Annotated in this window: 27 protein-coding genes; 15 read left to right on the top strand and 12 right to left on the bottom strand. The window is 63.3% G+C overall.

From position 1 onward, the window contains the following. Nucleotides 1-5: 5 nt before the first annotated feature. Nucleotides 6-701, bottom strand: coding sequence for a helix-turn-helix transcriptional regulator (locus LOY45_RS14485; protein ID WP_115086833.1), 696 nt, complete (start codon nt 699-701; stop codon nt 6-8). 172 nt (nt 702-873) lie between these two features. On the opposite strand from LOY45_RS14485, the gene LOY45_RS14480 reads away from it, so the two are divergent. From LOY45_RS14480 to LOY45_RS14460, 5 genes are all read left to right on the top strand, one after another. Next, nucleotides 874-1,389: a sigma-70 family RNA polymerase sigma factor gene (locus tag LOY45_RS14480; protein WP_166675755.1), complete on the top strand. Its 516-nt coding sequence runs from the start codon at nt 874-876 to the stop codon at nt 1,387-1,389. After that, a complete protein-coding gene (locus tag LOY45_RS14475; protein ID WP_258577888.1) occupies nt 1,386-2,333 on the top strand; it encodes a FecR family protein in 948 nt (315 codons plus the stop codon). The genes LOY45_RS14480 and LOY45_RS14475 overlap by 4 nt, the downstream gene beginning before the upstream one ends. Before the next feature lie 77 nt (nt 2,334-2,410). Continuing rightward, nucleotides 2,411-4,867, top strand: a complete 2,457-nt coding sequence (locus LOY45_RS14470; RefSeq protein ID WP_258577887.1) for a TonB-dependent siderophore receptor — start codon at nt 2,411-2,413, stop codon at nt 4,865-4,867. Nucleotides 4,868-4,992: 125 nt separating this feature from the next. Next, the gene (locus LOY45_RS14465; protein ID WP_115086829.1) at nt 4,993-5,604 is read left to right on the top strand and encodes a hypothetical protein; all 612 of its coding nucleotides are present in this window, start codon (nt 4,993-4,995) and stop codon (nt 5,602-5,604) included. A 17-nt stretch (nt 5,605-5,621) separates the two neighbouring features. Then, nucleotides 5,622-6,209: a hypothetical protein gene (locus LOY45_RS14460; RefSeq protein ID WP_115086828.1), complete on the top strand. Its 588-nt coding sequence runs from the start codon at nt 5,622-5,624 to the stop codon at nt 6,207-6,209. A gap of 73 nt (nt 6,210-6,282) precedes the next feature. Here LOY45_RS14460 and LOY45_RS14455 read toward each other — a convergent pair whose 3' ends face one another. After that, nucleotides 6,283-6,561 carry a DUF7693 family protein gene (locus LOY45_RS14455; RefSeq protein ID WP_115086827.1) on the bottom strand — a complete coding sequence of 93 codons (279 nt, stop codon included), beginning with the start codon at nt 6,559-6,561 and terminating at the stop codon, nt 6,283-6,285. Nucleotides 6,562-6,755: 194 nt separating this feature from the next. Here LOY45_RS14455 and LOY45_RS14450 point away from each other — a divergent pair, with 194 nt between their 5' ends. The 4 genes from LOY45_RS14450 to LOY45_RS14435 all read left to right on the top strand — a co-directional run bounded on the left by LOY45_RS14450 (nt 6,756) and on the right by LOY45_RS14435 (nt 12,228). Further along, entirely contained in the window at nt 6,756-8,117 is a 1,362-nt protein-coding gene (locus LOY45_RS14450; protein WP_258577886.1) for a M16 family metallopeptidase, read from the top strand. A 104-nt stretch (nt 8,118-8,221) separates the two neighbouring features. Then, on the top strand, nt 8,222-8,728 hold the full coding sequence (locus LOY45_RS14445; RefSeq protein ID WP_134065087.1) for a sigma-70 family RNA polymerase sigma factor: 507 nt from the start codon (nt 8,222-8,224) through the stop codon (nt 8,726-8,728). Continuing rightward, a complete protein-coding gene (locus tag LOY45_RS14440; protein WP_258577885.1) occupies nt 8,725-9,699 on the top strand; it encodes a FecR family protein in 975 nt (324 codons plus the stop codon). Before LOY45_RS14445 ends, LOY45_RS14440 begins: the two co-directional genes overlap by 4 nt. 54 nt (nt 9,700-9,753) lie before the next feature. Continuing rightward, nucleotides 9,754-12,228 carry a TonB-dependent siderophore receptor gene (locus LOY45_RS14435; protein ID WP_415842489.1) on the top strand — a complete coding sequence of 825 codons (2,475 nt, stop codon included), beginning with the start codon at nt 9,754-9,756 and terminating at the stop codon, nt 12,226-12,228. A gap of 39 nt (nt 12,229-12,267) precedes the next feature. Here the strand turns inward: LOY45_RS14435 and gcvA are convergent, their stop codons facing one another. Continuing rightward, nucleotides 12,268-13,137: a transcriptional regulator GcvA gene (gene gcvA / locus LOY45_RS14430; protein WP_258577884.1), complete on the bottom strand. Its 870-nt coding sequence runs from the start codon at nt 13,135-13,137 to the stop codon at nt 12,268-12,270. A 150-nt stretch (nt 13,138-13,287) separates the two neighbouring features. Here gcvA and LOY45_RS14425 point away from each other — a divergent pair, with 150 nt between their 5' ends. After that, entirely contained in the window at nt 13,288-14,232 is a 945-nt protein-coding gene (locus LOY45_RS14425) for a DMT family transporter (RefSeq protein WP_258577883.1), read from the top strand. Between the two features lie 28 nt (nt 14,233-14,260). On the opposite strand, the gene LOY45_RS14420 is transcribed toward LOY45_RS14425, so the two are convergent. Continuing rightward, a complete protein-coding gene (locus LOY45_RS14420; protein ID WP_258579310.1) occupies nt 14,261-14,647 on the bottom strand; it encodes a hypothetical protein in 387 nt (128 codons plus the stop codon). 144 nt (nt 14,648-14,791) lie between these two features. Here LOY45_RS14420 and LOY45_RS14415 point away from each other — a divergent pair, with 144 nt between their 5' ends. Together LOY45_RS14415 and LOY45_RS14410 are read left to right on the top strand one after the other, a co-directional pair. Next, entirely contained in the window at nt 14,792-15,496 is a 705-nt protein-coding gene (locus tag LOY45_RS14415) for an MOSC domain-containing protein (protein ID WP_258577882.1), read from the top strand. A 112-nt stretch (nt 15,497-15,608) separates the two neighbouring features. Beyond that, on the top strand, nt 15,609-16,247 hold the full coding sequence (locus tag LOY45_RS14410) for a hypothetical protein (RefSeq protein ID WP_258577881.1): 639 nt from the start codon (nt 15,609-15,611) through the stop codon (nt 16,245-16,247). A gap of 66 nt (nt 16,248-16,313) precedes the next feature. On the opposite strand, the gene LOY45_RS14405 is transcribed toward LOY45_RS14410, so the two are convergent. Beyond that, nucleotides 16,314-17,129, bottom strand: a complete 816-nt coding sequence (locus LOY45_RS14405; protein WP_115086822.1) for a gamma-glutamyl-gamma-aminobutyrate hydrolase family protein — start codon at nt 17,127-17,129, stop codon at nt 16,314-16,316. 366 nt (nt 17,130-17,495) lie between these two features. Between LOY45_RS14405 and hpaR the strand changes: the two genes are divergently transcribed. Beyond that, nucleotides 17,496-17,918, top strand: a complete 423-nt coding sequence (gene hpaR / locus LOY45_RS14400; protein WP_010222002.1) for a homoprotocatechuate degradation operon regulator HpaR — start codon at nt 17,496-17,498, stop codon at nt 17,916-17,918. 161 nt (nt 17,919-18,079) lie between these two features. Continuing rightward, on the top strand, nt 18,080-18,373 hold the full coding sequence (locus tag LOY45_RS14395; protein WP_258577880.1) for a hypothetical protein: 294 nt from the start codon (nt 18,080-18,082) through the stop codon (nt 18,371-18,373). 42 nt (nt 18,374-18,415) lie between these two features. On the opposite strand, the gene LOY45_RS14390 is transcribed toward LOY45_RS14395, so the two are convergent. The 7 genes from LOY45_RS14390 to LOY45_RS14360 all read right to left on the bottom strand — a co-directional run bounded on the left by LOY45_RS14390 (nt 18,416) and on the right by LOY45_RS14360 (nt 25,075). Next, nucleotides 18,416-19,570 carry an acetyltransferase domain-containing protein gene (locus tag LOY45_RS14390; RefSeq protein WP_258577879.1) on the bottom strand — a complete coding sequence of 385 codons (1,155 nt, stop codon included), beginning with the start codon at nt 19,568-19,570 and terminating at the stop codon, nt 18,416-18,418. Nucleotides 19,571-19,768: 198 nt separating this feature from the next. After that, the gene (locus LOY45_RS14385; RefSeq protein ID WP_276542954.1) at nt 19,769-20,557 is read right to left on the bottom strand and encodes an amino acid ABC transporter ATP-binding protein; all 789 of its coding nucleotides are present in this window, start codon (nt 20,555-20,557) and stop codon (nt 19,769-19,771) included. Between the two features lie 18 nt (nt 20,558-20,575). Continuing rightward, complete coding sequence (locus LOY45_RS14380; protein WP_258577878.1) at nt 20,576-21,817, bottom strand: NAD(P)/FAD-dependent oxidoreductase; 1,242 nt, start codon at nt 21,815-21,817, stop codon at nt 20,576-20,578. A gap of 25 nt (nt 21,818-21,842) precedes the next feature. Continuing rightward, complete coding sequence (locus LOY45_RS14375) at nt 21,843-22,553, bottom strand: ABC transporter permease (RefSeq protein ID WP_258577877.1); 711 nt, start codon at nt 22,551-22,553, stop codon at nt 21,843-21,845. Beyond that, complete coding sequence (locus tag LOY45_RS14370) at nt 22,550-23,269, bottom strand: ABC transporter permease (RefSeq protein ID WP_115086816.1); 720 nt, start codon at nt 23,267-23,269, stop codon at nt 22,550-22,552. Before LOY45_RS14370 ends, LOY45_RS14375 begins: the two co-directional genes overlap by 4 nt. A 143-nt stretch (nt 23,270-23,412) precedes the next feature. After that, nucleotides 23,413-24,171, bottom strand: a complete 759-nt coding sequence (locus LOY45_RS14365) for a transporter substrate-binding domain-containing protein (protein ID WP_010222010.1) — start codon at nt 24,169-24,171, stop codon at nt 23,413-23,415. A gap of 34 nt (nt 24,172-24,205) precedes the next feature. Beyond that, on the bottom strand, nt 24,206-25,075 hold the full coding sequence (locus tag LOY45_RS14360) for a MurR/RpiR family transcriptional regulator (protein WP_115086815.1): 870 nt from the start codon (nt 25,073-25,075) through the stop codon (nt 24,206-24,208). A gap of 149 nt (nt 25,076-25,224) precedes the next feature. On the opposite strand from LOY45_RS14360, the gene LOY45_RS14355 reads away from it, so the two are divergent. Then, entirely contained in the window at nt 25,225-26,250 is a 1,026-nt protein-coding gene (locus tag LOY45_RS14355) for an Ldh family oxidoreductase (RefSeq protein ID WP_258577876.1), read from the top strand. The last annotated feature ends 106 nt before the right edge of the window (nt 26,251-26,356 follow it).

Below are 26,356 nucleotides of genomic sequence, written 5' to 3'. Positions count from 1 at the left end.
GCTGATCATTCCTGTCCGTTATCTGCTGCCCGGATCTGCTCCAGGTAGTTGTAGATGGTGTAGCGGGTTACGCCGAGTGTGGCGGCGGCCTTTTCGATGCCGCCCTTGACGATGAACAGGCCGCGCTCCTGCATTTGCCGCACGGCCTCGATTTTTTGCGCTTTCTTCATGCCGAGCACGCCACCGGGGCAGGCGTCCTGGATGATCTCGGCCATCAGCTGCGTCATGTCTCTGGATTCATCCGGTGCTGGCGCAGGTGCGCTCGCCAGCCCCAGTAGCCCACCGAGCACTTGATGCGCGGCAGCGATTGCGCTGAGGTCAGTGTTGATGCACAGGCTGGCAAACGGCTGCCCGCTGCTGTCGCGATACACCACGGTAGCGCTGCGCAAGGGACGGCCGTCGGGGGCGAGGGTGGCGTAGTTCTCGATCACGACGGGATCGCTACTTGAGCGATCGTCCATAGCCCGGCGCACGGCGGCGAAACCCAGGTCATGGCGTGGCCCGCCCAATACCGAACCACCGACCTGGCGCCCGGTGACATGGCCGTTGGCGATGGCGAGGATGGAGCGCTGCGGCTTGAGCAGGTCATGCAGGACAATTTCGGTGTGGGAGCCGAGTGCATGGCTGAGCATTTTCAGCGTGCTGTGCAGTACGCCAAGAATCAGCCGTCGTTCGCTGCTCAATGCGCTGGAAACCTTCATCAGGACCTTCGAGAGAGTTGAATAATGGCGATCAAGCTATCAACAGATAGTTGAAATATCAACTTACTGTAGAATATTTAACCTGCATTTCCATCCGGTAGGGCCCTGGCGGATTGCGTCCGCCCGGCTCAGGCACTTAAGATATAACCATTCTCATTTAATGCCTGCGCCAATGAACGTGCCTCCTCCTGCTGACAGTCTCGACACCTTGTACAAGGGCTATCACGGCTGGTTGCTGGGGTGGCTGCGGCGACGCCTGGACTGTCCGCACAATGCCGCCGACCTGGCGCAGGACACCTTCGTGCGCCTGCTCAGTGCGGGTGCCTACGTGGCGCCGCGCGAGCCACGGGCGTTTCTGGCCACGGTGGCGCGACGGCTGCTGGTCGACCGCAGCCGTCGGCAAAAGCTCGAACAAGCTTACCGTGAAGAACTTGCCCGGTACGTCGAGCACCTCGACCAGGCCCCATCCCCCGAACAACTGCTGGCGGCGGTAAATGCCCTTGAACACATTGCCCGTGCCCTGGAACAGATGAGCTCTCGCGTACGTCAGGTGTTCATCCTGCGTCACCTGGAAGGCCTGAGCCATGCGCAAATCGCCGAGCGCTTTCAGGTCTCGAGCAAAACCGTGCAGAACGATCTGGTCCAGGCTCTGTTGCAGTGTCACGCCGCCAGCGAGTCGGCACGATGAGCCCGTCACCCAGCGCCGCGGTATTGCGCGAGGCTGCCGAATGGTTGGTGCGCCTGGACGATGAGCCGAGCGCTGCCGACCAGCAGGCGTTCGGCGCCTGGTTGGCTGAATCCGACGAACACCTGGACGCCGTGCAACGCTTGCAAGGTAGCCTCGCGTCGCTGCGCCAGCTGCCTCGTGCCCCGGCCCGCGCTGCCTTGCAGCGGGTGACGGCAGCAAGCCCCGGCAAGCACGCACTCAAGGCGCTGGCCGTCGGCCTGGCACTGTTGTTGCCGGCCACGGCGTTGCTCCAGCATTATCCGCCAGCCTACCTGATGGCCGATCTGCGCACGGGCACTGGCCAGTGGCGCAGCGAGCAATTGCCGGACGGCAGCCGCATCAGCCTGGATGGCCGTTCGGCGGTCGACCTGCAGTTCGATGCACAGACCCGCACCTTGCGCCTGGTCAGTGGCGAGATCCTCGTGGAAGTGGCCAAGGACGCCACTCGGCCATTCAAGGTGGTCACCGAGCACGGCAGTATTCGCGCGCTGGGCACGCGCTTCGTAGTGGAGCGCCTGGGCGATAGCACGCGCCTGGTGATGATCGAGTCGAGCACCGAAGTGCGCAGCGGCGCCAGCACCCAGACGGTGAGTGCCGGGCAGCAGGTGCAGTTCAGTGCCGCGGGCATGCAGGCGCTGCAGGCAGTGGATGCCTCGGGCCTGGAGCAGGCATGGGCCAGGCAGCAGATGCTGGTGCGCGAACAACCCTTGAGCGAGGTGCTGGAGCGCCTGGCCCGCAATCATCAGGGCTACCTGCTGTTCGACGCCAAGGCCCTGGCGCACCTGAACGTCACTGCGGTGCTGCCTGCCGACGACAGTGAGCGGGCCTTGCGCCTGCTGGCGCGCAGTTTCCCGATCCGGGTGGAGCACTACACGCCTTGGCTGACCCGTGTCAGACTCGAATAAAAATTATTATCAAGCGCTTCCAGTTCTTGTTACCCGAGCGTCCTTGTATTAGCCCAATACATCGGAGAGTCGGGAACATGTTTTCACCCAAGCCATTCAAGCCCTGCCGTGCGTTGACCCTGGCGGTCCATTTCGCCCTTGGCGCCGTGCCTCTGCTGGCAGCCCAGCCGCTACAGGCCCAGCAGCAGATAAAACGCTACGACATTCCTGGCGGCCCTTTGGGTGACGTGCTGAGCCGCTTTGCCCGCGAGAGCGGCCTGGCCATCTCGTTCAATGCCGGGCAAGTGGCAGGCCTTGCCAGTGCCGGTCTGCAGGGCAGTTACGCGGTGCAGGAAGGGTTCGCCCAGGTCCTGCGGGGCCATGCATTGCAGGCACAGGCGAGCAGCGATGGCTATGTGCTGGTCGAGGTGCCCGCCGCCAATGGGGCATTGGAACTGGGCGCCACCAGTATCAATGGACAGATGCTGGGAAGCATCACCGAAGACAGTGGTTCCTACACCACCGGGCCGATGCAGACGGCGACCAAACTGCCGCTGACTATCCGCGAGACGCCGCAGTCAGTGACGGTGATCACCCGTCAGCGCATGGACGACCAGAACCTGCGCAGCCTTGAAGATGTGCTCAAGAGCACCCCGGGCATGTCCATGACCAAGGATGGCCCGCAGCGCCCGACGTTCTACGCGCGTGGCTTTACCGTGGAAAACCTGATGAACGACGGGCTGTCCAACGACCTGTCGCATTACCTGTCGCGGGACATGAACTCGGCGCCGGACATGGCCATCTACGACCACGTCGAAGTGGTGCGCGGCGCCACCGGGTTGATGCAGGGGGCGGGTACGCCGTCGGCGGCCATCAACATGGTGCGCAAGCGCCCGACCGCGGACCCGCGCGTGAGCATCACCGCCAGCGCCGGTAGCTGGGACAACTACCGCAGCGAAGTGGATGCTTCCGGGCCACTCAACGACAACGCCACCTTGCGCGGGCGGGTGGTCACGGCGTACCAGACGCGCAACAGCTTTCAGGATGTCACCGACAGCGAGCGTTCGGTGTTCTACGCCATTGGCGAAGCCGACCTCAGCGACAACAGCACCCTGACCCTCGGCGTCTCCAACCAGCGTGTCAACAACACCGCGACCTGGGGCGGCTTGCCAACGGCCATCGATGGCAGCGACCTGCATTTGTCGCGCAAGACCTACCTGGGCAATGACTGGGAGTACTGGGACCAGGACAACACCACGGTGTTCAGCCGCCTGGATTACCGCTTCGACAACGACTGGAAACTGCTGTTGGCCGCCAGCCGCACCTGGTCGGACCTGAAGATGCTGGGCACCATGACCGAACGCATGGGCGACGGGGGCGAGGTGTTCGGTCAGTACCTGGGCCAGTACCACTATGACGATGAGCAGAGCAGTTACGACGCCTACGCATCGGGGCCTTTCCAGTTGCTCGGGCGGACCCATGAACTGGTGGTCGGGGCCAGCCGGCGTGAGCTGACCTTCGAAGGCAAGGGCAACTACAGCGACGACGCAATCGGTATGGATATCTACAACTGGGACCCGGGCTCGCTGCCCAAGCGCGAGCTGGACCTGAGCTACTGGCATCAGGACCGCGAGACCTCGCAGACCGGCGCCTACCTGACCACCCGCTTCAACCTGGCCGATGACCTGAAGCTGATCCTCGGCGGGCGCCTGGACTGGTACGACAACGACACCAGCACCCGCAACGGCAGCCGCGCGCCAACCGGCAGCGACTACTCGGTGACGCGCCATGTCACGCGTTACGCCGGCATCATCTATGACCTGGATGTGCACCATTCGCTATACGCCAGCTACACCGACATCTTCAAGCCGCAGTCGGAACTGGACGCGGCGGGCGCCGCGATCGAGCCGATGGAGGGCAAGAACTATGAGCTCGGGATCAAGGGCGAGTACTTCGACGGCAGCTTGAATGCCAGTGCCGCAGTGTTTCGCATCGACCAGCAAAACCGCGCCAAGACGCTTGAGCTCGATGAGTGCTCGGCGCTGGTGCCCAGTTGCGCGGAGGCTGCCGGCAAATTGCGCAGCGAAGGGATCGAACTTGAGCTCAACGGCACCGTTCTGCCGGGCTGGGAGTTGGGCGCGGGCTATACCTTTGCCCAGGTCAAATACGTCAAGGACAGCAACCCGGCCAACGAGGGACGCCTGTTCGATACTGACATTCCCCGGCATGTGTTCAAGGCCTTCACCACCTATCAACTGCCGGGTGAACTGCAACGCTGGAAGGTCGGTGGCGGCCTGTACCGGCAGAACCAGATCTACAACAAGGGCAACAATTTCTATGCCACCGAGAGCCGTTACCGTATCGAGCAGGAGGCCTATACCCTGGTCGATCTGATGCTCAACTACCAGGCTTCCGAGCACCTCGATGTGCGCTTGAACCTCAACAACGTGTTCGACAAGAAGTACTACCAGAGCATTGCCGGCAATACCGGCTACGGCGGCAACCTGTACGGCGATCCGCGCAACTTCATGCTGACCACGCGCTGGAGCTTCTAAGGCCAGGGCTGGTGCCAAGATGAGGCCGGTGCAGCCAGCACATCAGCTTCGGTGCATGCCGCGCTCAAGTTTCGCCATCTTGCGCCGAAGCACTCTGGCCCTCCGCTCAAAAATAAGGACATCCCGTGTTGAGAAAGCTGCTCCAGGCCACCGCTATCATCGCCACCCTGTCGATGACTGGCTGCGTGTCCTACAACGTCACCGGCCCATTGGGCGCCCCGCAACATCCTGCCGCCAGCACCAGCCCGCGCACGGCGCAAGTGGCCGATGTGGCGGTCACCGCACCGGGTATCGACGAGGCCACGCGCAAGGCCATCAGCCGCTCGCTGACCGCGCAGCTCGACCAGTACGTCGAGGCCGGCAAGTATTTCAAGCAGGTCAGTGAATACCCGACCCGCCTGGATGAGCAGGACGTGATGCTCAAGTTCAACATGACCTCGCTCAAGGGCCATCGCGGGCCACATCCAGGCTACGTGCCGGGGGCCTTGCTGACCCTGACCGTGTGGATCTGGGTCAACGGCCCGATCTATGTCGACAGCTTCGACGTCGCCGGTGACCTGGTGATCGAGGATCGCAACGGCAAGACCCTGGCCAGCTCCCGCCAGGCGCTCAAGCTCGAGCGCAATGTCGGCCTCTACCGCCGCGAATACTGGGCCCCGACCCTGGGTGCGCCGCAACTCAACGAAGTGGTTGCCAAGCTGCTTGACGACGCCACGCTGAAACTGGCCAAACAGTAATTTCCAGGAAGATTCCCATGCTGCGTATCATCAAGGCCAACCTGCTGCTCGGCGCTGTGCTGCTGACTGGCTGCGTCTCTTACTCGCAACACGAATTGGCGCCGGTCCAGAGCTGGCCGCCACAGGCACAAGCGCAGGCGGTTAAGCCGACCGCCTACGTACGTACCACCGCCCAGTACCAGGTCAATCGCGGCCAGCCCAATGCCACCGCCGGCGGGCCGGCCGAAGCCTGGGAGAAAGCGCTGGTCGAGACCTACAATCAGTCCGGGCGCTTCGCCCGGGTGAGCACCGAGAAAGTCGCGGCGGATATCTACGCCGAATCGACCCTGACCAACCATGAGCAGTACAGCGTGGCGTCGGCGATCATTACCGGGGCGACCTTCTTCATCATCCCGTCGACAGCGCGCAACACCTTTACCCTCGACACGGTGTTCAAGGACAAGGACGGCAAGGAGCTGGGGCGCATCAGCAAAAGCGAGTCGGTACGCACCTGGATGCACCTGGTGCTGATCGTCGGGATTCCGTTCCAGCAGGACACCCGCGAACTGGTCCGCCAGTTGACCCAAAGCACGCTGGACGAGGCGGTCAAGCGCCAGTTGTTGTAAGGCCTCATTGCTGCAAGCCAGCTCCTACAGGCCCTGCACCAACCCTGTGGGAGCCGGCCTTGCCGGCGATGGGCTACGCAGTAGCCCCGCGCAACAAGCGCTCGACCTGCGCCAGCTCCCAGGTGCTGAGCAAACTCACCGGATCGGTGCCCCATTGCCAACGGTCCAGCGTGCCCTCACGGCCGTCACTGCTGCAGCACTTGAGGCAATGGTGCAGGTGGGTACCGTCGAAATCCAGGCTCAGGCGCCAACCGTCGATGTCGACTTCAGTGCCGACACGCCGCAACGGACGAACGCCCAGGGCGGCATCACGCAGTTGCTGGCAAACCTCACGGGCGCTCAGGGCTGGCATCGGTTCCCCCTCTCAAGGTGCATGGCATAGGCAAAATGGGGTTCGAGCATAAAGCCTGCCGGCGCCAGTGTCAGCCAGTGCGCCAGGGCTTGATCTGCCGCGGCCAAGTGCGTAGCGTCCGCGCCTTGGCCTTTTGAGTAACCGCTATGACCCTGATGGAACGACTCTTCACCTGCGCGTTTGGATTGAGCGCAATGGCCCCGGCCCTGGCTGCCGACAACCTGGCCATTCAACACTGGACCCAGCCCAGCGGCGCGCGGGTCTACCTGTTGCCTCAAAGCCAGGCCAGCGACCTGCAGATCCAGGTTGACTTCGATGCCGGCAGCCGCCGCGACCCACTGGACCAACCGGGCCTGGCGGTGCTTGGCGCAGCGCTTGCGGTGGAAGGTATCCATGCCCAGGGCGATGCCCCGGAGCTGAACGGCAACGCGCTGCGAATGGCCTGGATGCGCCTGGACAGTGAACTGAATACCCAGGTCGATGCCGACCGCTTCAGCTACATCCTGAAGATCACCGACACCAGTGCCCAGCGCCAGGCCGAGGCCACGGCGTTGCTCGGTCGGCAGATTGCCGAACCGGCCTTTGCCGGCAGCATCTGGTTCCGGGCCAAGCCGTATTACATTCGCCAGGTCAACGGCGAAACCACCCGGCGTTTTGCCGGGGTAGGGCAGCGCTTTGCCCAGGCGGTGTATGGCGACCATCCCTATGGCCGCGAACTGACCCGCCCGGGGCTGCAGCGCAACAAGCAGATCGACCTGGACGAGTACGCGCTACCGTTCGGCTATGCCCTGACCCCGGCCATGGTCGAGCGCACCCGCATGGAAGATTTGCGCACGCATTACCGTGCAATGATGCTGCCATGCCGGGCCACGGTCAGCCTGGTCGGCAATCTTGACCGGGCTCAGGCCGATGCCGTGGCCAATGCAGTGCTTGGGCGCTTGCCGAACGGTGATTGCACCGCGTTGCCAGCGCTGCCCAAAGTGCAGGCGTTGAGCCAGGCCAGCCGCGAGCAACTGGAACCGCAGCAGGGTACGATCTGGATACAGATCGGCCAGCCGGCAGTGCCACGCAGCGACCCGGACTTTTTCCCGTTGCTGCTGGGCAGCGACATTCTCGGTGGCGAGCACTGGCCGACGCGGCTCAATCGGGCCGTGGGCGCTGAGCTTGGCGGCGATGTCAGCTGGGAATCGGCCAGCTACTTCGCCATGGGCCAACAGGCCGGGGCCTTCGTGATCTCGCTGGAAGTCCCTGCCGGGCATCAGGAGCAGGCACAGAAGGCGGCCCATCAGGCGTTGACGCGCTTTGTCAGCGAGGGCCCGAGCGCCGAGGAACTGGCTGAGGCCAAGGCGCGGCTACTCGAGCTTTTTGCCGGCACCAGCCGCCACCGCCTGCTTGAGCATGTTGCGCAGATCGCCTTGAACGGCTTGCCGGACGATACCCTGGTGACCTGGCGCCAACAGCTTGAGGCGGTGACGCCTGCGCAAGTCAAGGCGGCGTTTAAACGCGTCGTTCAGCCACAGAAGCTGGCGACCGTGGTGGCGGGGCAAGATCTGTAGGAGCGGCGGTGCGGCGATCCGACTTGCCCCGCGAAAAGGGGATTGTGAAATTTCCCACGCATCATGATAATGAGAGTAATTACCATTAATGTGTGATCACCCTCGTGCCGAGCTCTGTCGACTCCAAGGCTATCGTCGCCCACCTCTATAGCGACCATCATCGCTGGTTGCGCGCCTGGCTGTACCGCCGGCTGAACTGCCCGCACGATGCAGCGGACCTGGCCCAGGACACCTTTGTCCGGGCCATGACCAGCAGCGCCTTGCCCGCCCTTGAAGAACCCCGCGCCTTTCTCGCCACCGTCGCCCGCCGCCTGCTGAGCAACTTGTTTCGGCGTCGTGCGCTGGAGCAGGCCTACCTCGACGAGCTGGCGTGCCTGCCCGAACACTGCATGCCCTCGGCCGAAGACGTGGTGCTGGTGCGTGAAGCGCTGGCCGAAATCGACCGCGTGCTCGATGGCCTGCCGGTGCGGGTGCGTCACGCCTTTATCCTGCATCGCCTCGAAGGCATGAGCCAGCCGAGCATTGCCGAGCATCTGGGGGTGTCGCTGGCCACGGTCGAGCGCGACCTGCGCCGGGCCTTCGTGCATTGCCTGAGCGCGAGGCCGGAATGAGCAACACACAACTGGACCGCGCCACCCACGAAGCAGTGGACTGGCTGCTCAAGCTGGAGAATGTTGCTGCCGGCAGCCCGTTGCTGGTGGCGTTCAACAGCTGGCTCGAACAGTCTCCTGGCCATCAGGCCGCTTGGCAGCGGGTCAATGCCTTGCTCGGCGACCCCCTGGCCGATCTGCAGCAAGCCGAACAGCGCAACCCCGGCCAGCTGGCCATGGCCAGCCGCAGTTTGCGTGCCTTGCCTTCGCCGTCGCGGCGCAAGGCACTGGGCGGCGGTCTGGCAATGTTGTTGCTGGGGCTGGGCGCCGGGGCAATTGGTAATCGGGTGGCGCCGCTGGGCGATTTGCTTGCCGACCTGCGCACCGGCACCGGTGAACGGCGTACCTTCACCCTGGCCGATGGTTCGCGCCTGTGCCTGAACGCGCGCAGCGCGGTGGATGTGCGTTTCAGCGCCGGGCAGCGGCTGGTGCTGCTGCGCGACGGTGAGCTGCAAGCCGATGTGGCCGCAGAGCCGGGCCGGCCCTTTATCGTCGCTACCCGCGAAGGCCAGGTGCAAGCCCTGGGCACGCGCTTTAGCGTGCGCCTGGAAGAGCGCCAGAGCCTGGTTTCGGTGCAACAGCACAGCGTCATGCTCAGCAGCGGCAGCGCGCCAGCCCAGCGTGTGGAAGAGGGCCAGGCCTTCCGCTTTGATGGCCACGGCAGCCAGCCTGTGGCGGCCTCACTGCGCACCCGGGCGAGCTGGGCCGATGGCCGCATCGATGTCCGCGACGAGCCTCTGGGCGAGCTGATCGAGGCCTTGCGCCCGTACCGCGCCGGGCTGTTGCGCATCAGCCCGCAGGCCGCGCAGGTACGCGTCTATGGCAGCTTCCCGCTGGATGACAGCGAGCGCACCTTGCGCTCCCTGGCCGAGACCCTGCCGATCCGGGTCGACAGCTTTGGCGGCTGGCTGACCCGTATCGATGTGATCTGAATAAAAATAATTACGATTTCGCTGAGGGGATTCGGTCACTGGCGTGTCCTCGTTATGGACAACAACCTCGAACGAGCCAACACCTCCATGCCCGACTCCATGATCCGCCCCAGCCTGCTGGCCCTTGCCATCGCCCTGGGCAGCAGTGCGCCGCTGTACGCGCAGGCGCAAACCGACAGCAGCGTCAGCGCCAGCCAGCGTTTTGATATCCCGGCCGGGGACCTGGGCGAAGCCTTGAGCCACATTGCCCGCCAGTCCGGCCGGGTGCTGTCGGTCAAGCCGGCACTGTTGCAGGGCAAGCGCTCGGCAGCGGTCAGCGGTCAGTTCACTCCCGAGCAAGCGGCGACCCAGGCCCTCAATGGCAGCGGTCTCAACCTCAACATCACCGCCGGCGGCACCTGGAACCTGGTGCCGGCCGAGCAGAGCGGGGCGCTGGAACTGGGCCTGACCCAGATCGTTTCCAACGCCGGCGAAGAGGCCTGGGGGCCGGTCCAGGGCTATGTGGCCAAGCGCACCGGCACTGCGACCAAGACCGACACCTCAGTGCTGGAAGTGCCGCAGACCATCAACGTCATCACCCAGGATGAAATCAAGGCGCTTGGCTCGCAGACGGTCACCCAGGCCCTGCGCTACACCCCGGGTATCACCGGTGGTGGTTTCTCCGACCGGGTCGGGATCTTCGACGAGCCGACCTCCCGCGGCTTCAGCCCGACGCCGCTGTACCTGGACGGCCTGCACCTGCCTTATGGCGGCGGCAGTACTGGCGGTGCGCTGCAGATCGATCCGTACGCGCTGGAACGTATCGAGGTGATGAAGGGCCCGGCCTCGGTGCTCTATGGCCAGAACCAGCCAGGTGGCCTGATCAACATGGTCTCCAAGCGCCCGACCGCGACGCCGCTGCATGAAGTCAAACTCGGTGGCGGCAGCCAGGACCGGCGTTACGGCGCGTTCGATTTTGCCGGCCCGGTGGATGACCAGGGCGAGTACCAGTACCGCGTGACCGGCATGGGCCTGGACAAGAACGGCGAGGCCGACTACGTCGAACAGCAGCGCTACATGATCGCCCCGAGCCTGACCTGGAACCCCAACGAGCAGACGCGCCTGACCGTTTACGGCCACTACCAGCGCGACAACGGCGTGCCGGAAGCCCAGGGCCTGCCGGCGGTGGGCACGGTGTTTGCCAGCCCCAATGGGCGGATCAAGCGCAGCCGATTCATCGGCGAGCCGGGGGTCAACTCCTACGATCGCGAGCAGTACACCTTTGGCTATGAAGTCAGTCATGAGCTGGACGACGTCTGGACCCTCAAGCAGAACACCCGCTACGCCTACGTCGATGACAAATACCGGGCGCCGCTGCACGGCTACGCCTTCGTGCCCAACCCGGTCACCGGGGCCGACGACCAGAGCGCGATGACCCGCTACGGGGTCGACTGGGCCCAGCGCAACAAGGTGTTTGGCATCGATAACATGGCCCAGGCCAAGTTCAACACTTTCGACGTCGCCCACACCCTGTTGATCGGCGTTGATTACTACCACTCCAACTCCAAATTCCTCGGCCTGTACGACCGCAATCCGCCGGTCATCGACCTGTACAACCCGGTGTACGGCAAGCCAATGAACTTCGGCCAGCCGTTCAAATGGGACCGCACCATCAATCAGACCGGCCTGTACGTGCAGGATCAGCTCAAGTGGGACAACTGGTTCCTGACCCTCGGTGGCCGCTACGACTGGGCCGAGGCCGATAACAAGGAGCCGATCGCTGGCACCCATACCACCGTCAAGGACGAGAAGTTCACCGGCCGCGCGGGGCTTGGCTATGCCTTCGACAATGGCGTGACGCCTTATGTCAGCTACTCCGAGTCGTTCCTGCCGCTGAGCGGCGCCGACTACGCGGGCAAGGCGTTCGAGCCGTCCACCGGCAAGCAGGTCGAGGCGGGTATCAAGTACCAACCGCCTGGCCAGGACAGCTTCATTCAGTTGTCGGTGTACGAGATCAACCAGCAGAACATCCTCACCGCCGACGTCGGCAACCCCGGCTTCAACAGCCAGGTCGGCGAACTGCGCTCGCGCGGCGTCGAGCTTGAAGGCAAGGCCAACCTCACCGATAACCTGGGCCTGATCGCTTCGGTATCGCGCAACGACGTGGTTTACACCAAGGACAACGATGGCCGTGAAGGTCGTCATCCGTCGGGCACCCCGCCGATGACCGCATCGCTGTGGCTGGACTATCACTTCACCGGTGATACCCCGATTGCCGGCCTGGGCATGGGGTTGGGTGCACGTTATGTGCGCGGCAGTGACGGCACCGATTTTGCCGATGGCCACTTCAGCATCCCGTCCTACACCGTGTACGACGGCATGGTCTCCTACGACTTGCAGCAGTCGCCATTGCGCCTGAAAGGGGTGAAGTTGCAGGTCAACCTGCAGAACCTGGAAGACAAGGTGTATGTCAGCCGTTGCACCAGTGACGTGGATTGCTACTACGGCGAAGGGCGGACCATTACCACTGACCTGACCTATAACTGGTAAGACCGACTTGCCCGGCGATGGGCTGCAAAGCAATCCCTGCTAGCGACAAGCCAGCAACCACTGACGAAACCCGGCCACCTGCGGCCGTTCCAGTGCCGTCGCCGGGTACACCAGGTAATACGCCAGCTCACTGGCGATGCCCTGTGCAAAGGGCGTCACCAGCATGCCTTCATCCAGCTCCCGCTGGACAAAGCCGCGGCGCACCAGCGCCACGCCCAGCCCCGCCTTGGCCGCTTCAATCGCGCCGTTGCTGTCTACGAACAAGGTACCGCCACTGGCCTCCACCTGTGGCGCCCCGGCTGCATCCAGCCACATCCGCCAGTCGTGGCGGTGCTCATCGTGCAGCAGGTGCACGCTGGCAAGGTCGCCGGGTTGGTGCAGGGCGTGGATGTTGCGCAAGTGCGGGCTGCACACCGGCACCAGATCGTCATCCAGCAAGCGTTCGGCGACCAGCCCGTCATAGCGGCCATAGCCATGACGCACCGCCAGGTCGATGCCGTCGCGGGCGAAATCCACCAGGCGCTTGCAGGCGCTGATGCGTACATCGACACCGCTCTGCTGCGCCTCGCAACCGCCTAGCCGTGGCAGCAGCCACTGTACGGCAAACCCGGGTGTGCAACTGAGCGTCAGTACCTGTTGTCTGGCGCGAGCAGTGAGGGCACTGGTGGCCTCACGAATCATGCGAAAGGCGCTGCGCAGGGTCGCGAAGTAGTCCTCGCCCTCCGGGGTGAGGCTGAGGCTGCGCGGGCGGCGGACGAACAACTGCACGCCCAGGGCCGCTTCCAGTTCCTTGATCTGCAGGCTGACCGCACCGGGGGTGACGCACAACTCGCGGGCGGCAAGGCTGATACTGACATGCCGGGCGGCGGCTTCGAAGGCGCGCAAGGCGCTGAGTGAGGGGAGGGTCATGATGCTTTAGTTCACCTCAATCATCTGGCGAAAAATGCTCGTTTGTCGTGGTGCTGGTGCCCATGAATACTGGCATTGAAGGGCTCCAGAGGCTGCCAACTGACCTTAGCAGAGCTCAATCTCGATCGCCCGTTTGAGGAGTTAGCCACGATGAACAAAGTCATGAGCCTGAGGGAGTGGGGCCTGTTGATTGCCCTGTCGCTACTGTGGGGTGGTTCGTTCTTCTTCAATGGTATTGCCGTGAAGGAACTGCCGCCTTTCACCCTGGTGATGCTGCGCGTGGGGCTGGCGGCGCTGGTACTGCTTGCGCTGGTACGGCTGCTGGGGCTGTACATGCCGCGAGAGTGGCGGATCTGGCGGGCGTTTTTGGCCATGGGGCTGCTCAACAACCTGCTGCCATTCTGCCTGATCGTCTGGGGCCAGGCCCGCATCGGCAGCGGCCTGGCCTCGATCCTCAATGCCACCACGCCGCTGTTTGCGGTGATCGTTGCGCACCTGCTGACCGAGGACGAAAACATCAGCGTCAACAAGCTGGCCGGTGTTGCGCTGGGCTTTGTCGGAGTGGCGATCATGATTGGCTCGGCGGCTTGGTCCGGCCTGGACGGCAACCTGTGGGCACAACTGGCAGTGTTGGCGGCGGCCTTGTCATACGCCGTGGCCGGGGTTTACGGGCGGCGCTTCAAGGTCATGGGGGTGGCGCCGCTGATCACTGCCGCCGGACAGATCAGTGCGTCGGCCGTCTTGTTGGTGCCGCTGGCGTTGCTGATCGACCTACCCTGGAAGCTGGCCGCGCCAAGCCTGACAACCTGGGCGGCGGTGGCCGGTTTGGTGTTGCTTTCCACCGCGCTGGCCTATGTGGTGTTCTTTCGTATCCTGGCCACGGCCGGGGCGACCAACCTGATGCTGGTGACCTTCCTGATTCCGCTCAGTGCCATCGTGCTCGGCGTGCTGGTGCTGGGGGAGCGTCTGGAGACCAGGCACTTTATCGGTATGGGGCTGATTGCCCTGGGGTTGGCGGCGATCGACGGGCGCTTGCTGAAGTGGCGGCGGGTGGCGGCGGAGGATCCGGACCGTTTTATCGGCCGGGATATTTAGGTCGCAGTCAGCTTGCCGCGCTGCTGTGTCAGGCATCGCGCAACAGGTCATGGGCATCGAGCAGCCGGTAGGCAATCTCCGGTTGCTTCTCCAGCGCCCGCCGGATCGCCGCCGGAATATTCTGCCGGGTCTTGCGACACAAGCCCGGCAGGTCCTCGATTTGAATATTGATGCCACGCATGGTCCGCACTTCATTGAAGCTCGGGGTGATCTGCACGCGAATGCCCAACTGCTCATACAAGCGTCGTTGCATGTGCTCCAGGTCCGCCAGGCTCTGCAGGTTTTCCAGGCGTTCGAGCAGGCGCTTTTCTTCCTGGCGGGTCAGCAGCAGGATGCGCGGGTCCTGCAGCGTCTCGCGGCCGCAATCGCAGGCGTCGGGCGGGCAGGGGGTGCGGGTGGGCAGGGTGGCGTTCATGCCTTGCAGCATAGCGAATCCGTTGCTCTCTGCCATGGGCTCGATGATGCGCTTTGTCGGTAGCGTATTTATCCGATACGCTCGCTGCGTTGAGGCCGCCGGACGTGTTTGAGCTGGCCAAATCCGTAGAGGAATGAATCGCCCATGCTGGGACTGCAACTACAACTGCAAAGCGTATTGACCGGCCGTGCCGTGCCCTTCACCCGCCCGGGTTCAGCCAGCGCCATCGCCAAGACCCCGCGCGACGGCGAGGTGGCCGTGACCGTGTTGGGCCTGGCCGGCGACGAGCAGGGCGACCTGCGGGTGCATGGCGGGATCGAAAAGGCCATCCACCACTATCCGCGTGAGCACTATGCCGTCTGGGCTGCGGAGTTGGGCGAGCATCCGCTGCTGCAAGCACCGGGTGCTTTCGGCGAAAACCTCAGCACTTTTGGCTGGACCGAACAGACCGTCTGCCTGGGCGACCGTTTTCGCGCTGGCAGCGCCCTGCTGGAAATCTCCCAGGGGCGCATGCCGTGCTGGAAGCTCAATGACCGCTTTGGCGTGAACGACATGTCGCTGCGGGTGCAGCAAAGCGGCCGCACCGGCTGGTACTACCGGGTGTTGGAGGAGGGCGTGCTGGCCGCCGGTATGAGCATCGCGCTGATCGAGCGGCCGCATCCGCAGTGGTCGGTGGCACGCTTGTCGTCAGTGCTCTTCGACAAGCAGGTCGACCTTGAGGTCATTCGCCAGTGCCTGGAACTGCCGTTGGCTGCCTCCTGGCGCCGGACGCTTTCGCGGCGTCTGGAAAAGGCCGAAGTCGAGGACTGGGCACCGCGGCTGCAAGGGCCGGGCGTCGAAGTATCTTGAAATAAGCTCCTGTATCAAATTGCCAGCATCCTTGGAATCTTTTCCGCGGCGGCGGTCTTTAGAGTGTGCCGCCAGTCGGCACCTCTCGATTCCACAGGATCTGGAATACCCCATGAAGAAAGTCATGCAATCGTTGCTGGGCGCAGTCGTGCTCGGCCTGGGCACTGCTGTGTTTGCGGCAGGTGGTTATGTTGGCGCTGGCGTGAGCCTTGGCAGTGGCTACGAGCCGGATGGGCGCGGCGGCTTCAAGGGCACCGGCAGCAATGCCGGTGGCGATTACGAGATGCAGGCGGACGGCTCGCTCAAGGGCATCGGGCGCAACTGGGGCAGCGGTTACGAGCCTGACGGCAGGGGTGGCCTGAGCGGTACCGGGAGTAATCGCGGCAGCGGCTTCAGGGACGACGGCCAAGGCGGCTACGAAGGTACCGGCAGTAACTATGGCGAACACTACAAGCCAGATGACAGCACGCGCTATTCCGGCAGCCGCGAAGCATTCGGCGGTGGCTGGCAGGCCGACGGCAGGGGCGGTTACGAGGGCACCGGGTTGTATACCGAACGCGGTTACAAGCCGGATGGCAACGGCGGCTATGAAGGCACCGGCAGGAACAAAGGACGGGGCCTGGAGCCGGATGGCCGGGGTGGCTACATCGGTACCGGTGCCAATGAAGGCAGCGGCTGGCGCTCGGATGGCAAGGGCGGGTTCAAGGGGACTGGTGAGGCGAAGGGGGAGCGCTGGGGCTTGGGGAGTTAAGTCTGGGTTTATCACGGGTCAAGCCCGCTCCTACAGTGTAGGAGCGGGCTTGCCCCGCGATTGCAATCAGGCAGCCGTACCCAGCTTCTTCACCGCCTGACCCTTGGCAGCCTGCTTGCGGCAGGCTTCACCAAAGGCCTGGAACATCTTCACCGAGTCCGGGTTTTTCGCCGCTTGCCATTCCGGGTGCCATTGCACCGCGAAGAGGAAAGGCGACAGGCTCGGGGCATGGATGGCTTCGACCAGGCCGTCTTCGGCGCGGGCCAGGGGTTCGATGCCTTCGCCGAGGTTTTTCAGGCCCTGGCCGTGCAGCGAGTTGACGCGGATTTCATCGCTCTGCAGCAGCTTTTGCAGCCAGCTGCCTTGCTCCAGTTTGACGCTGTGAACAGCGCTGTACTGCACGTCGACCGGATCGTCCGGGTTTTCCCGGTGGTCGTTGAAGCCTGGCTCGGCGTAGACCTTCTGGTAGATGTCACCACCCAGGGCCACGTTGATTTCCTGCATGCCACGGCAGATGCCGAAGATCGGCAGGCCACGGGCGATGGCCAGTTGCACCAGCGGCAGGTCGAACAGGTCGCGGTCACGGTCCTGGGCCTTGCCTGGGGTTTCATTCTCCTGGCCATAAAGGGCCGGGTCGATGTTGCTGCCGGCGCCGGTCAGGTAAACACCGTCAGCCATGTCCAGGTAGGCTTCGAGGTCGTCTGTACCGCAGCAGGTCGGCACCAGCACAGGTACGCAACCGGCGTGTTCAACCAGCGGTACGATGTATTTGTGGGTCATTACCTGATAGTCGTGGCCTTTGCGCTCCTGGGAGCCCATGGTCATCAGCACGACGGGTTTGCGAGAGGTTTGATTCTTATTGCCAATGTTGCTGTTGGGCATATGTCACCTTGGGACAGGCGCAGCCTGTCATTATTGTGCAGGCGCGCCGCTGAAACCTTTGCGCTGCCTGAGGTTTCGAGCACTGCCGGTACGCCAAGCAAGGGGCTGTATCCGGTCGAAACCTGTCATATAGCTTGCCAGAGCCGTTTAATATGTCAAACGACTTCAGATTGCACGGGCGAAGCTTGAGATTGCCTGAATGCAATTATTGGCTGCAGGCCCCGGTAACCGGTGTGGCGCCTGCTACGGCCAGTTAATTATATTTAACAAGCGTCCGGTGTATGGCCGAAGCAGCGCCCGTGCAGCTTTGCTGCATCGCGCAGTTTCTCTTAAGCTGGCTGTCACCGATGACTACCAGCCTGAACCATGCCCACTCCAAGACCGTCCCTGACCCTGACCCTGTTGCAAGCCCGCGAAGCCGCCATGGCCTTCTTCCGCCCCTCGCTCAATGCCCATGGCCTGACCGAACAACAATGGCGGGTAATCCGCATCCTGCGCCAGCAAGGCGAACTGGAAAGCCATCAACTGGCCGAGCAGGCCTGCATCCTCAAGCCGAGCATGACCGGCGTGCTGGCGCGTCTGGAACGCGATGGCCTGGTGCGGCGCAAGAAGTCGACCCAGGACCAGCGCCGGGTGTTCGTAGGCCTGACCGAACAGGGCCAGCAATGCTTCGTCGACATGAGCGAAGACATGGAGCACAACTACCAGCGCATCCTCGAACAGTTCGGCGAAGACAAACTGCAAGCACTGCTGGGGCTGCTCAATAGCCTGAAGAACATCAAGCCCTGAGCGCCGTTTTGGCGCGCTGGCCGCTTGCTACCTATACTGTGCCCATCCGCAACAGCGTGCCGTCGTTGACCGGAGCCAGGCGCCTCTGTTCCCGTGGTCGTGACTTTCTGTAGTAGCCGGACGCGAGTCGTCAATTCATAACGCTACAAAGGGGTTGGATCATGGATATTGTCAGTCTGATCATTCAGATTGTTGCCGGTGTGGTGGGCGGCAACGCAGCCGGTATGAGCAAGCAGAGCATGGGCCCGTTACTCAACTCGATTTTCGGTGGGGTTGGCGGGGTGATCGTCGGGCAGATACTCGCGGCCTTGACCGGTGAACCCGGCGCTGCAGTGGCGGCGGGCGGTTCACTCGATCTGCCGGCGCTGATCAGCAGTATCGTCAGCGGCGGTGTCGGCGGCGCGGTGCTGACCTTCATTGCCGGTTTTATAAAGTCGAAAATGCATACCCAGTAAGCGGTGACGGGGCTGCCCCTGCTTGCAGGGGCACGCCTTGGCTCAGAAGTATTTGAGCCAGCCGATATCCCGGCGCCGGGCCTTGAGCCTGGCGAACCAGCAAACCGACGGATAGAGCGCAATGCTCAAGACAATTGCCGTCAGCCATATCGCCCAGACCCCGTCGAAACCAAAGTAACTGTCCTGGTTCAGGCCAAAGCAGGCGACGGCGATCAGGTACAGCAACTTCAGTACGTACAGGTGCAGCAGGTAGAAGAACATCGGTGCTGCGCCGAACACGCTCAGCACCTGTATCGCGCGGTTGCTTTGCAGGTGCTCGAACCTGCGCAGCAGCAACACGCCGACGCCCAGGGTCAGGGCCAGGAACAGTAGCGACGGCGGGTATTTGGTGATGTTGAAGACGCTCATCAGGGTGCGCAGCGTGGTTTCACCGACCTGCCACTGCGCTTCGCCGTAACCGTTTAGCAGGCGCAGCAGCACAAAGCCGACGAGGGCGCCCAGGCCGGTGACTAGCAATTTGCGCTGACGTGCCAGCGCGTCCGCACCCCTGGCAAACCAGGGGCCCATGGCATAGCCCAAGGCAATTACGCCGATCCACGGCAGCAGTGGGTACGAGGTGCGCAGGCGCAAGCTGTCCGACACTTCGATCCAGCCGCGGTCATGCAAGATCGCCCAAGGGATGTGCATCGCCGAACCTGCAGCGAAGTGCAGCGGATCGAGCAGGTTGTGCCCGGCGACGATCAGCGCGCCGAGCACCAGCACCAGCGATCGCGGCAGCCACACCAGGCCGGCCAGGGCGATCATGCTCAGGCCGATGGCCCAGATCACCTGCAGGTAGATCACCTTGGGTGGCAGCTCCAGGGTCCAGGCCAGGCTGACCAGGGTAAATTCCAGTAGCACCAGCACCAGTCCGCGCTTGAACAGGAAGGCCGAGAGCGTGGCCTTGCCCTGGTGCTTTTCACCATACAGATAAGCCGACAGGCCGGTGAGCAGGACGAACACCGGGGCGCACAGGTGGGCGAGGGTGCGGCTGAGGAACAGCCAGGGGTCGGTGTTGGCGACGTCCATCGGGTCGCTGACCTGACGGTGCAGGAAGAAGGTTTCGCGCACGTGGTCGAGCAGCATGAAGACAATGACCAGGCCGCGCAGGGCGTCGATGCAGAGCAGGCGTTGGTTGGCGGGTGGGGCGGTTGGCATGGGTGAGGTCGCTGGCGTGGAATTGCTAAGTTATGCGTTATAACATAACTAATATGCCAGGCAATGAACAAGGGCTGCTGCGCAGCCCATCGCCGGCAAGGCCGCCTCCCACAGGATTGGCGCTGGCCTTGAGAGCTGCGCAGAACTTGTGGGAGCTGGCTTTGCCGGCGATGCAAGGCGAAGCCTTGCCCAAAGGCCTCAGTGCAGTATCTGCGCCAGAAACCCTTTGGCCCGCGCACTCTGCGGGTTGTTGAAGAACGCCTCGGGGCTGGCGTCTTCAATGATCTGCCCACCATCGAGAAACAGCACCCGTTCCGCCACCTGGCGGGCAAAGCCCATTTCATGGGTGACGCAGAGCATGGTCATGCCGGTATCGGCCAGTTTCACCAGCACATCCAGCACTTCGGCGACCATCTCCGGGTCCAGCGCCGAGGTCGGCTCGTCGAACAGCATGATCTTCGGTTTCATGCACAGCGCCCGGGCTATCGCCACCCGTTGCTGCTGGCCGCCGGACAGCTGGCTGGGGTATTTGCCGGCCTGGCTTTCGATCCCCACCTTGTTCAGGTAGAAACGCGCTCGATCTTCGGCTTCCTTGCGCGACAGGCCGCGTACGCTCATGGGGGCCAGGGTGCAGTTGTCGAGCACGCTCATGTGCGGGAACAGGTTGAAGTGCTGGAACACCATGCCGATTTCGCTGCGCATGTCGGCAGCCTGGCGAGTGGTCAGGGCAAGGTCGGTGTCGTTGACACGGATGTTGCCCTGTTCGGCAATTTCCAGGCGGTTGATGCAGCGGATCAGTGTCGATTTACCCGACCCGGAAGGCCCGCACAGGACGATGCGTTCGCCTTCACGCACGTTGAGGTTGATGTCGCGCAGCACATGGAAGGCGCCGTAGTGCTTGTTCAGGCCCTCAATGGTCACCACGATCTTGCGTGGATCAACCTGAGGGGCAGGGGAAGGGCTAGCAAGGCTCAGTGAAGCGGTCATGTTGTTATTCTCCCGCGATCAGTTGAAGCGGTCCGCGCGGTACGGCGCAGGATCGGTGAATGGGGTTTCGCCGGTCATCATTTCTGCCAGCAGGCGGCCGGTCACCGGGCCCAGGGTCAGGCCGTGGTGGGCATGGCCGAAGTTGAACCACAGGCCTTTGTGGCGAGCGGCCGGGCCGATCACCGGGCGCATGTCCGGCAGGCACGGGCGGCGGCCCAGCCAGGGCTCGGCATCGACCCGCTCACCCAGCGGGAAGACCTTGCGCGCCAAGGCTTCGCAGCGCTGCAGCTGGATCTGGTTGGCAGCATCGGTGCTGGCGGCGAACTCGATGCCGGTGGTCAGGCGGATGCCCATGGCCATCGGCGCGAGCACGTAACCGCCCTGGGCATCGCAGATCGAATGCTTGAGTTCGGCGCCGTCACGCGCCCGGTAGTGCATGTGATAACCGCGCTTGATCTCCAGCGGAATGCGATAACCCAGCGGCTTGAACAGCTCGGCCGACTGTGGCCCGAGGGCGACCACCACCTCGGGTGCGGTGATTGGCCCCTGGCGGCTGTCGACCTGCCACTCGCTGCCGATCTGGCGCAGGGTGCGGGCGTCGCCGTGGATGAACTGGCCGCCACGCTGGACGAACAGCGCCGCATAGCCGCGAGTCAGGCCGCCGGGGTTGCTGACGGTCTTGGGGTCGAGCCAGTGAATGCCGCCGACCACGTTGTCGCTGAGGTCCACTTCGCGCGCGTGCAGTTGCTGGCGATCGAGGATTTCGTACTTCAAGCCATAGGCTTGCAGCGCATGGGCGTCGGCCACGGCTTTTTGGTAGGCGTCCTCATTGCGGTACACCTCGATCCAGCCGTTGGCCTTGACCAGTTCGCCGAGGCCCGCCGCGTCGATCAGCGCGTCGTGTTCTTCGACGCAACGCTGCACCAGTGGCAGCATGGCCTGCGTGGCCACGGCCAGGCCCGCTGGCGAGGAGTTTTTCCAGTACTTGAACAGCCACGGGCCGATCTTCGGCAAGTGGGTGAAACTGTAGCGCACGTCGGGCTGGCGGTTCAGGCCATAGCGCAGCAGGCTCGACAGATCATGGGGGAAGGCATAGGGGATGACGCTGGAGCGCTCGATCAGCCCGGCGTTGCCGTGGCTGGTGCCGCTGCCGGGCTCTTCGCGGTCGATGAGGATCACCTTGCGCCCGCGTGCCTGCAGATGAAGGGCCGTGGAGACACCGACGATGCCGGCGCCCAGAACAATGGTTTGGCAATGCATTGGAACGTTCCTCACAAGCAGGCGGTCAGCGCAGGTGGCGGCCCAGGCGGGCTTCTATGTGTTTGAGGCTGCGGCGCACGATCTCGACGATCAGCAGGTAGAGCACGGCGGCCCACAGGTAGATCTGGAAGTCGAAACTGCGCGAGAACGCCAGCTTGGTCACCCCCATCAGGTCGTAGATGGTCACCAGCGAGGCGATGGCGCTGGCCTTGATCATCAGGATCAGTTCGTTGCCCAGCGGGCCGATGGCGACGATCAGTGATTGCGGCAGGATCACCTTGAAGAACGTGGTCGAGCGCTTCAGGCTGAGGGCCTTGGCTGCCTCGTACTGACCGGGAGCGACCGCCATCAGGCTGCCGCGGAAGATCTCGGCCTGGTAAGCGGCGGTGTTGAGGGTGAAGGCCAGCACCGTGCAGTACCAGGCATCCCGGAAGAACCACCACAGACCGACGTCCTGCCAGAAGCCCTTGAGCGAGCCCAGGCCGTAGTACAGCAAGAACAGCTGGGCGAGCAGCGGCGAGCCGCGGAAGAAGTAGATGTAACCTGCGCTCAGGCGTTGCAGCACCAGGTTGTTCGACAGCCTGGCCAGGGCCAGCAGCATGCCAAGCAGGGCGCCGAGGGTGAAGGACAGTGCCACCAGCTTGCCGGTCACCAGCAGGCCGTCGAGAAAGCGCGGGCCGTAGCGTTCCAGCAGGTCGGGGTCGAGCACCAGGGCCAGCAGTTGATCGAAGCTCATGTACGTGCCCCCCGCAGATGACGGCTGAAGTACTGCTCGATGAAATTGAACACCCGGCCCGACAACGCCGAGAACAGCAGATAACCCAGGCAGGCAACGCCGTAGAAGAACATCGGCTCCTTGGTCACGCTGACCGCAAGGTTGGTCTGGCGCATCAGGTCGACCAGGGAGATGGTCGACACCAGCGAAGTGTCCTTGAGCAGCGACAGCCAGTTGTTCGACAGGCCCGGCAGGGCGATGCGCACCAGCTGTGGAAAGACCACCTTGCGAAAGGTAGTGGCCTTGCTCAGGCCCAGCGCCGCCGAGGCTTCGTACTGGCCTTTGGCGACAGTCTTGAACGCCGCCAGCCAGATCTCGCTGGAGAACGCGGCAAACACCAGGCTGAAGGCGATCATCGCCGCCAGGAAGGTGTTGATCAGCACTTCACCTTCGTAGCCCATGGCGGCAAGAATTTTCTGCGCGGCAATCTGGCAGCCGTAATAGATGATCAGCAGGGTCAGAAGCTCCGGCAGGCCACGAAACACGGTGGAGAACACCGTGGCGGCAGCACGCGGGAAGCGCTTGGAGGAACGGGCGGCGAGCGCGACGCCCAGGCCCAGCGGCAAGCCGATGGGCAGGCAGGCCAGGGCCAGGGAAATGGTCACCAGGGCGCCGGCCAGCAGAGCCTGGCCCCAGCCGCCGCTGGCGAAGGAAAGCAGTGACAGTTGTTCGAGCATGCTCAAACCCTCTCGCAAGACAGACACACAGCCCCGTGGGAGCCGGCCTTGCCGGCGATGGCATCGACACGCAGTCAGTCAGTGCGCGGCGTCTGCATCGCTGGCAAGGCCAGCGCCCACAGGTCCCTCACAGGACGTGAGATTTACTGGTAGATATCGAAGTCGAAGTAACGACTGGCGATCTTCTGGTAGGTGCCGTTGGCGACGATTGCGTCCAGGGCCTTGTTCAGGCGTTCGCGCAGGGCTTCATCTTCCTTGCGCACGGCAATCGAGGCGTCGGCCTTGGTGCCGTTGACGTCGCCAAGGATCTTGCAGCAGTCCTTGCCGGCCTTGCCCAGCCATTCGGTCAGCGGGAACTTGTCGGCAATCACCCCGTCCAGGCGCCCGGCGGCGAGGTCGGCGTTGGCTTCATCGAGGGTCGGGTAGAGTTTGACGTCGGCGCCGGCCTTGCCGTAGACGTCCTCGGCATAGATGGCCTGGGTCGAGGAGGACTGCGCGCCGACCGTGTAGCCTTTGAAGTCAGTCTGCGCGTCGGTGATTTCGCTGTCCTTGGCCACGGCCACCGACAACGGGGTCTTGTAGTAGTGGTTGGTGAAGGCGATCTTCTTGCGCCGTTCTTCGGTATTGATCATCGACGCCACCACGGCGTCGTATTTCTTCGCCATCAAGGCCGGGATGATGCCTTCCCAGTCCTGGGCCACCAGGGTGCATTCGACCTTCATCTGCTCGCACAGGGCGTGGGTGATGTCGACGTCGAAGCCGTGCAGTTTGTTGTCTGAATCGACGTAGTTGAACGGAGGGTAAGCGCCTTCGGTGGCGATCTTCAGGGTTTCGGCCTGGGCCATGGTCGAGCCGGCGAGCAGCAGGGCGCAAGCCCCTGCGAAGCGGATAACGGGTTTCATGACACACCTCGATCTGTTGTTGTTTGCACTCTTGCTATTGTTTGCTCGTTGACGTGTAGCCAACGAATTCGTTGTGTAGAGCTGCAGTTGCTTCCAAGCGTTTTTCAACATCCGGTCCTAGCTTCTTGCAGACCTCGTTGACCATCAGGTGTACCCACGACAGCATCGTCGCGGTGGACTCCCAGAACAGATTGAATTCGGTGGGGATGCGAAACACCTCACTGGCGTTGGCATCGGCCCAGTCACAAAAAGTGTCGGTAACCAGGGTTACCGGAATGCCTGCCGCATGCGCCTTGCGACACAGGGTCAGGGCATGGCGGGAATAGCGGCGCGCCTCGAACACCACCAGGGCGCAATCGGCCGGAGCGCTGAGCAGTACCTCGCCAAAATGCCCGGCACTGCCATCGACCACCTGCACGCCATCGCGCAGGTATTGCAGCAGGTGGGCCATGCACTGGGCGATGCCGCGCTCGGTCTGAAAGCCGGCGACGAATACCTTGCGTCGCTGCGCCAGGCGCTGGCTGACGGTGTCCCACGCCGCGGTGCGGCTGTATTCGTAAACCCGCACCAGCGCGCCAACTTCCTGTTCAAGGCTGCGCGCAAGGCCGGCGGCGTCCTTGCCGTGCTGCTGGCGAAATTCTTGCAGACGATCACCGACCAGCCACGGGCCTTCACCCAGATCGTCCTTGAGGTCATGTTTGAGGGCCTTGAGGTGCTCGTAACCCAACGAGCGGCAGAAGCGCCCGACACTCGACTCGCTGACGCCGATTTTTGCCGCAAGGCTTGCGGAGGTTTCGAAGGGCAGGTCGGTGAGGTTGGCGAGCATGTGGCTGGCGATCTTGCGCCCGGACGCTGCTGCGTTGTGCAGGCTGTGTTCCAGGCGCTGTTTGATCGGTTGGCTCACAGGGCGATTCTCGAAGGCGGCGGCAGGTGAATCAGAAAATGAATGTTTTCTGTCATCAAGTCAATATTTGACAGTTTGCTGTCACTGGAGGAAAGTCTGGCCATTGCCCATCGCTGTCGCCCACTCCAAATCCAATAAGGGAGCTTCAGATGTCCGCACGTCCCGACACTGCTGTCGCGCAGATTGCTTTTGCCGACCTGCAGGCCTTGTTGCAGCGCATTTTCGTCCGTCATGGTTGCAGCGAAGCGGTGGCCCGGGTCCTGGCCTTCAACTGCGCCAGCGCCCAGCGCGATGGCGCGCACAGCCACGGTGTGTTCCGTATTCCCGGTTATGTCTCGACCCTGGCCAGCCATTGGGTCAATGGCCAGGCCGTACCCGAAGTCGAAGATGTTGCCAGCGGTTATGTGCGCGTCGACGCCAAGGGCGGTTTTGCCCAGCCGGCCCTGGCGGCAGCCCGAACGCTGCTGGTAGAGAAGGCTCGCAGTGCCGGGATTGCCGTGCTGGCGATCCACAACTCCCACCATTTCGCCGCCTTGTGGCCGGACGTCGAGCCCTTTGCCGATGAAGGCCTGGTGGCCCTGAGCGTGGTCAACAGCATGACTTGCGTGGTGCCCCATGGTGCCCAGCAACCGTTGTTCGGCACCAACCCGATCGCCTTTGCCGCGCCGTGCGCCGGCAGCGACCCGATCGTCTTCGACATGGCCACCAGCGCCATGGCTCACGGCGATGTGCAGATCGCCGCGCGCAAGGGTGAACTGCTGCCTGAAGGCATGGGCGTCGACAACAAAGGCGAGCCGACCCGCGACCCGCAGGCGATTCTCGACGGCGGTGCGCTGCTGCCGTTTGGCGGGCACAAGGGCTCGGCGCTGTCGATGATGGTCGAACTGCTGGCGGCGGCGCTGACCGGCGGCAATTTCTCGTTCGAGTTCGACTGGTCGCAGCACCCGGGGGCGAAGACGCCCTGGACCGGGCAACTGATCATCGTCATCGACCCGGCCAGGTCGGTGGGCAACCGCTTTGCCGAACGCAGCCGTGACCTGGTGCGGCAGATGCAGGCGGTGGGCTTGCAGCGCCTGCCGGGCGAGCGCCGTTTCCGTGAGCGTGAGCAGTCGGCGAAGATCGGCGTGAGTTTGACAGTGGCGGAGCTTGAGCAGTTGCAGGGCTTGGCCCAATAGCGAACTTGAGCACGCTATCGCTGGCACGCCAGCTCCCACAGGGTTTTTGCTGATCATTGTGGGAGCTGGCTTGCCAGCGATTACTGTGCACACATGCACTGATCAG

The sequence above is a fragment of the Pseudomonas wadenswilerensis genome (assembly GCF_024749185.1).
In the GTDB taxonomy this organism is placed as follows: domain Bacteria; phylum Pseudomonadota; class Gammaproteobacteria; order Pseudomonadales; family Pseudomonadaceae; genus Aquipseudomonas; species Aquipseudomonas wadenswilerensis.
The sequence above is the reverse complement of the archived record's forward strand: the minus strand, read 5'-3'. Positions and strand labels throughout refer to the sequence as shown.

Coding starts and splice junctions, on each gene's coding strand:
- LOY45_RS14410 (WP_258577881.1), top strand. CDS start 15,609: ATGAAGAAAGTCATGCAATCGTTGCTGGGCGCAGTCGTGCTCGGCCTG.
- LOY45_RS14450 (WP_258577886.1), top strand. CDS start 6,756: ATGGCCCCGGCCCTGGCTGCCGACAACCTGGCCATTCAACACTGGACC.
- LOY45_RS14365 (WP_010222010.1), bottom strand. CDS start 24,171: ATGAAACCCGTTATCCGCTTCGCAGGGGCTTGCGCCCTGCTGCTCGCC.
- LOY45_RS14370 (WP_115086816.1), bottom strand. CDS start 23,269: ATGCTCGAACAACTGTCACTGCTTTCCTTCGCCAGCGGCGGCTGGGGC.
- LOY45_RS14480 (WP_166675755.1), top strand. CDS start 874: ATGAACGTGCCTCCTCCTGCTGACAGTCTCGACACCTTGTACAAGGGC.
- hpaR (WP_010222002.1), top strand. CDS start 17,496: ATGCCCACTCCAAGACCGTCCCTGACCCTGACCCTGTTGCAAGCCCGC.
- LOY45_RS14415 (WP_258577882.1), top strand. CDS start 14,792: ATGCTGGGACTGCAACTACAACTGCAAAGCGTATTGACCGGCCGTGCC.
- LOY45_RS14455 (WP_115086827.1), bottom strand. CDS start 6,561: ATGCCAGCCCTGAGCGCCCGTGAGGTTTGCCAGCAACTGCGTGATGCC.
- LOY45_RS14425 (WP_258577883.1), top strand. CDS start 13,288: ATGAACAAAGTCATGAGCCTGAGGGAGTGGGGCCTGTTGATTGCCCTG.
- LOY45_RS14395 (WP_258577880.1), top strand. CDS start 18,080: ATGGATATTGTCAGTCTGATCATTCAGATTGTTGCCGGTGTGGTGGGC.
- LOY45_RS14355 (WP_258577876.1), top strand. CDS start 25,225: ATGTCCGCACGTCCCGACACTGCTGTCGCGCAGATTGCTTTTGCCGAC.
- LOY45_RS14485 (WP_115086833.1), bottom strand. CDS start 701: ATGAAGGTTTCCAGCGCATTGAGCAGCGAACGACGGCTGATTCTTGGC.
- LOY45_RS14435 (WP_415842489.1), top strand. CDS start 9,754: ATGGACAACAACCTCGAACGAGCCAACACCTCCATGCCCGACTCCATG.
- LOY45_RS14470 (WP_258577887.1), top strand. CDS start 2,411: ATGTTTTCACCCAAGCCATTCAAGCCCTGCCGTGCGTTGACCCTGGCG.
- LOY45_RS14420 (WP_258579310.1), bottom strand. CDS start 14,647: ATGAACGCCACCCTGCCCACCCGCACCCCCTGCCCGCCCGACGCCTGC.
- LOY45_RS14460 (WP_115086828.1), top strand. CDS start 5,622: ATGCTGCGTATCATCAAGGCCAACCTGCTGCTCGGCGCTGTGCTGCTG.
- LOY45_RS14375 (WP_258577877.1), bottom strand. CDS start 22,553: ATGAGCTTCGATCAACTGCTGGCCCTGGTGCTCGACCCCGACCTGCTG.
- LOY45_RS14390 (WP_258577879.1), bottom strand. CDS start 19,570: ATGCCAACCGCCCCACCCGCCAACCAACGCCTGCTCTGCATCGACGCC.
- LOY45_RS14380 (WP_258577878.1), bottom strand. CDS start 21,817: ATGCATTGCCAAACCATTGTTCTGGGCGCCGGCATCGTCGGTGTCTCC.
- LOY45_RS14440 (WP_258577885.1), top strand. CDS start 8,725: ATGAGCAACACACAACTGGACCGCGCCACCCACGAAGCAGTGGACTGG.
- LOY45_RS14475 (WP_258577888.1), top strand. CDS start 1,386: ATGAGCCCGTCACCCAGCGCCGCGGTATTGCGCGAGGCTGCCGAATGG.
- gcvA (WP_258577884.1), bottom strand. CDS start 13,137: ATGACCCTCCCCTCACTCAGCGCCTTGCGCGCCTTCGAAGCCGCCGCC.
- LOY45_RS14405 (WP_115086822.1), bottom strand. CDS start 17,129: ATGCCCAACAGCAACATTGGCAATAAGAATCAAACCTCTCGCAAACCC.
- LOY45_RS14385 (WP_276542954.1), bottom strand. CDS start 20,557: ATGACCGCTTCACTGAGCCTTGCTAGCCCTTCCCCTGCCCCTCAGGTT.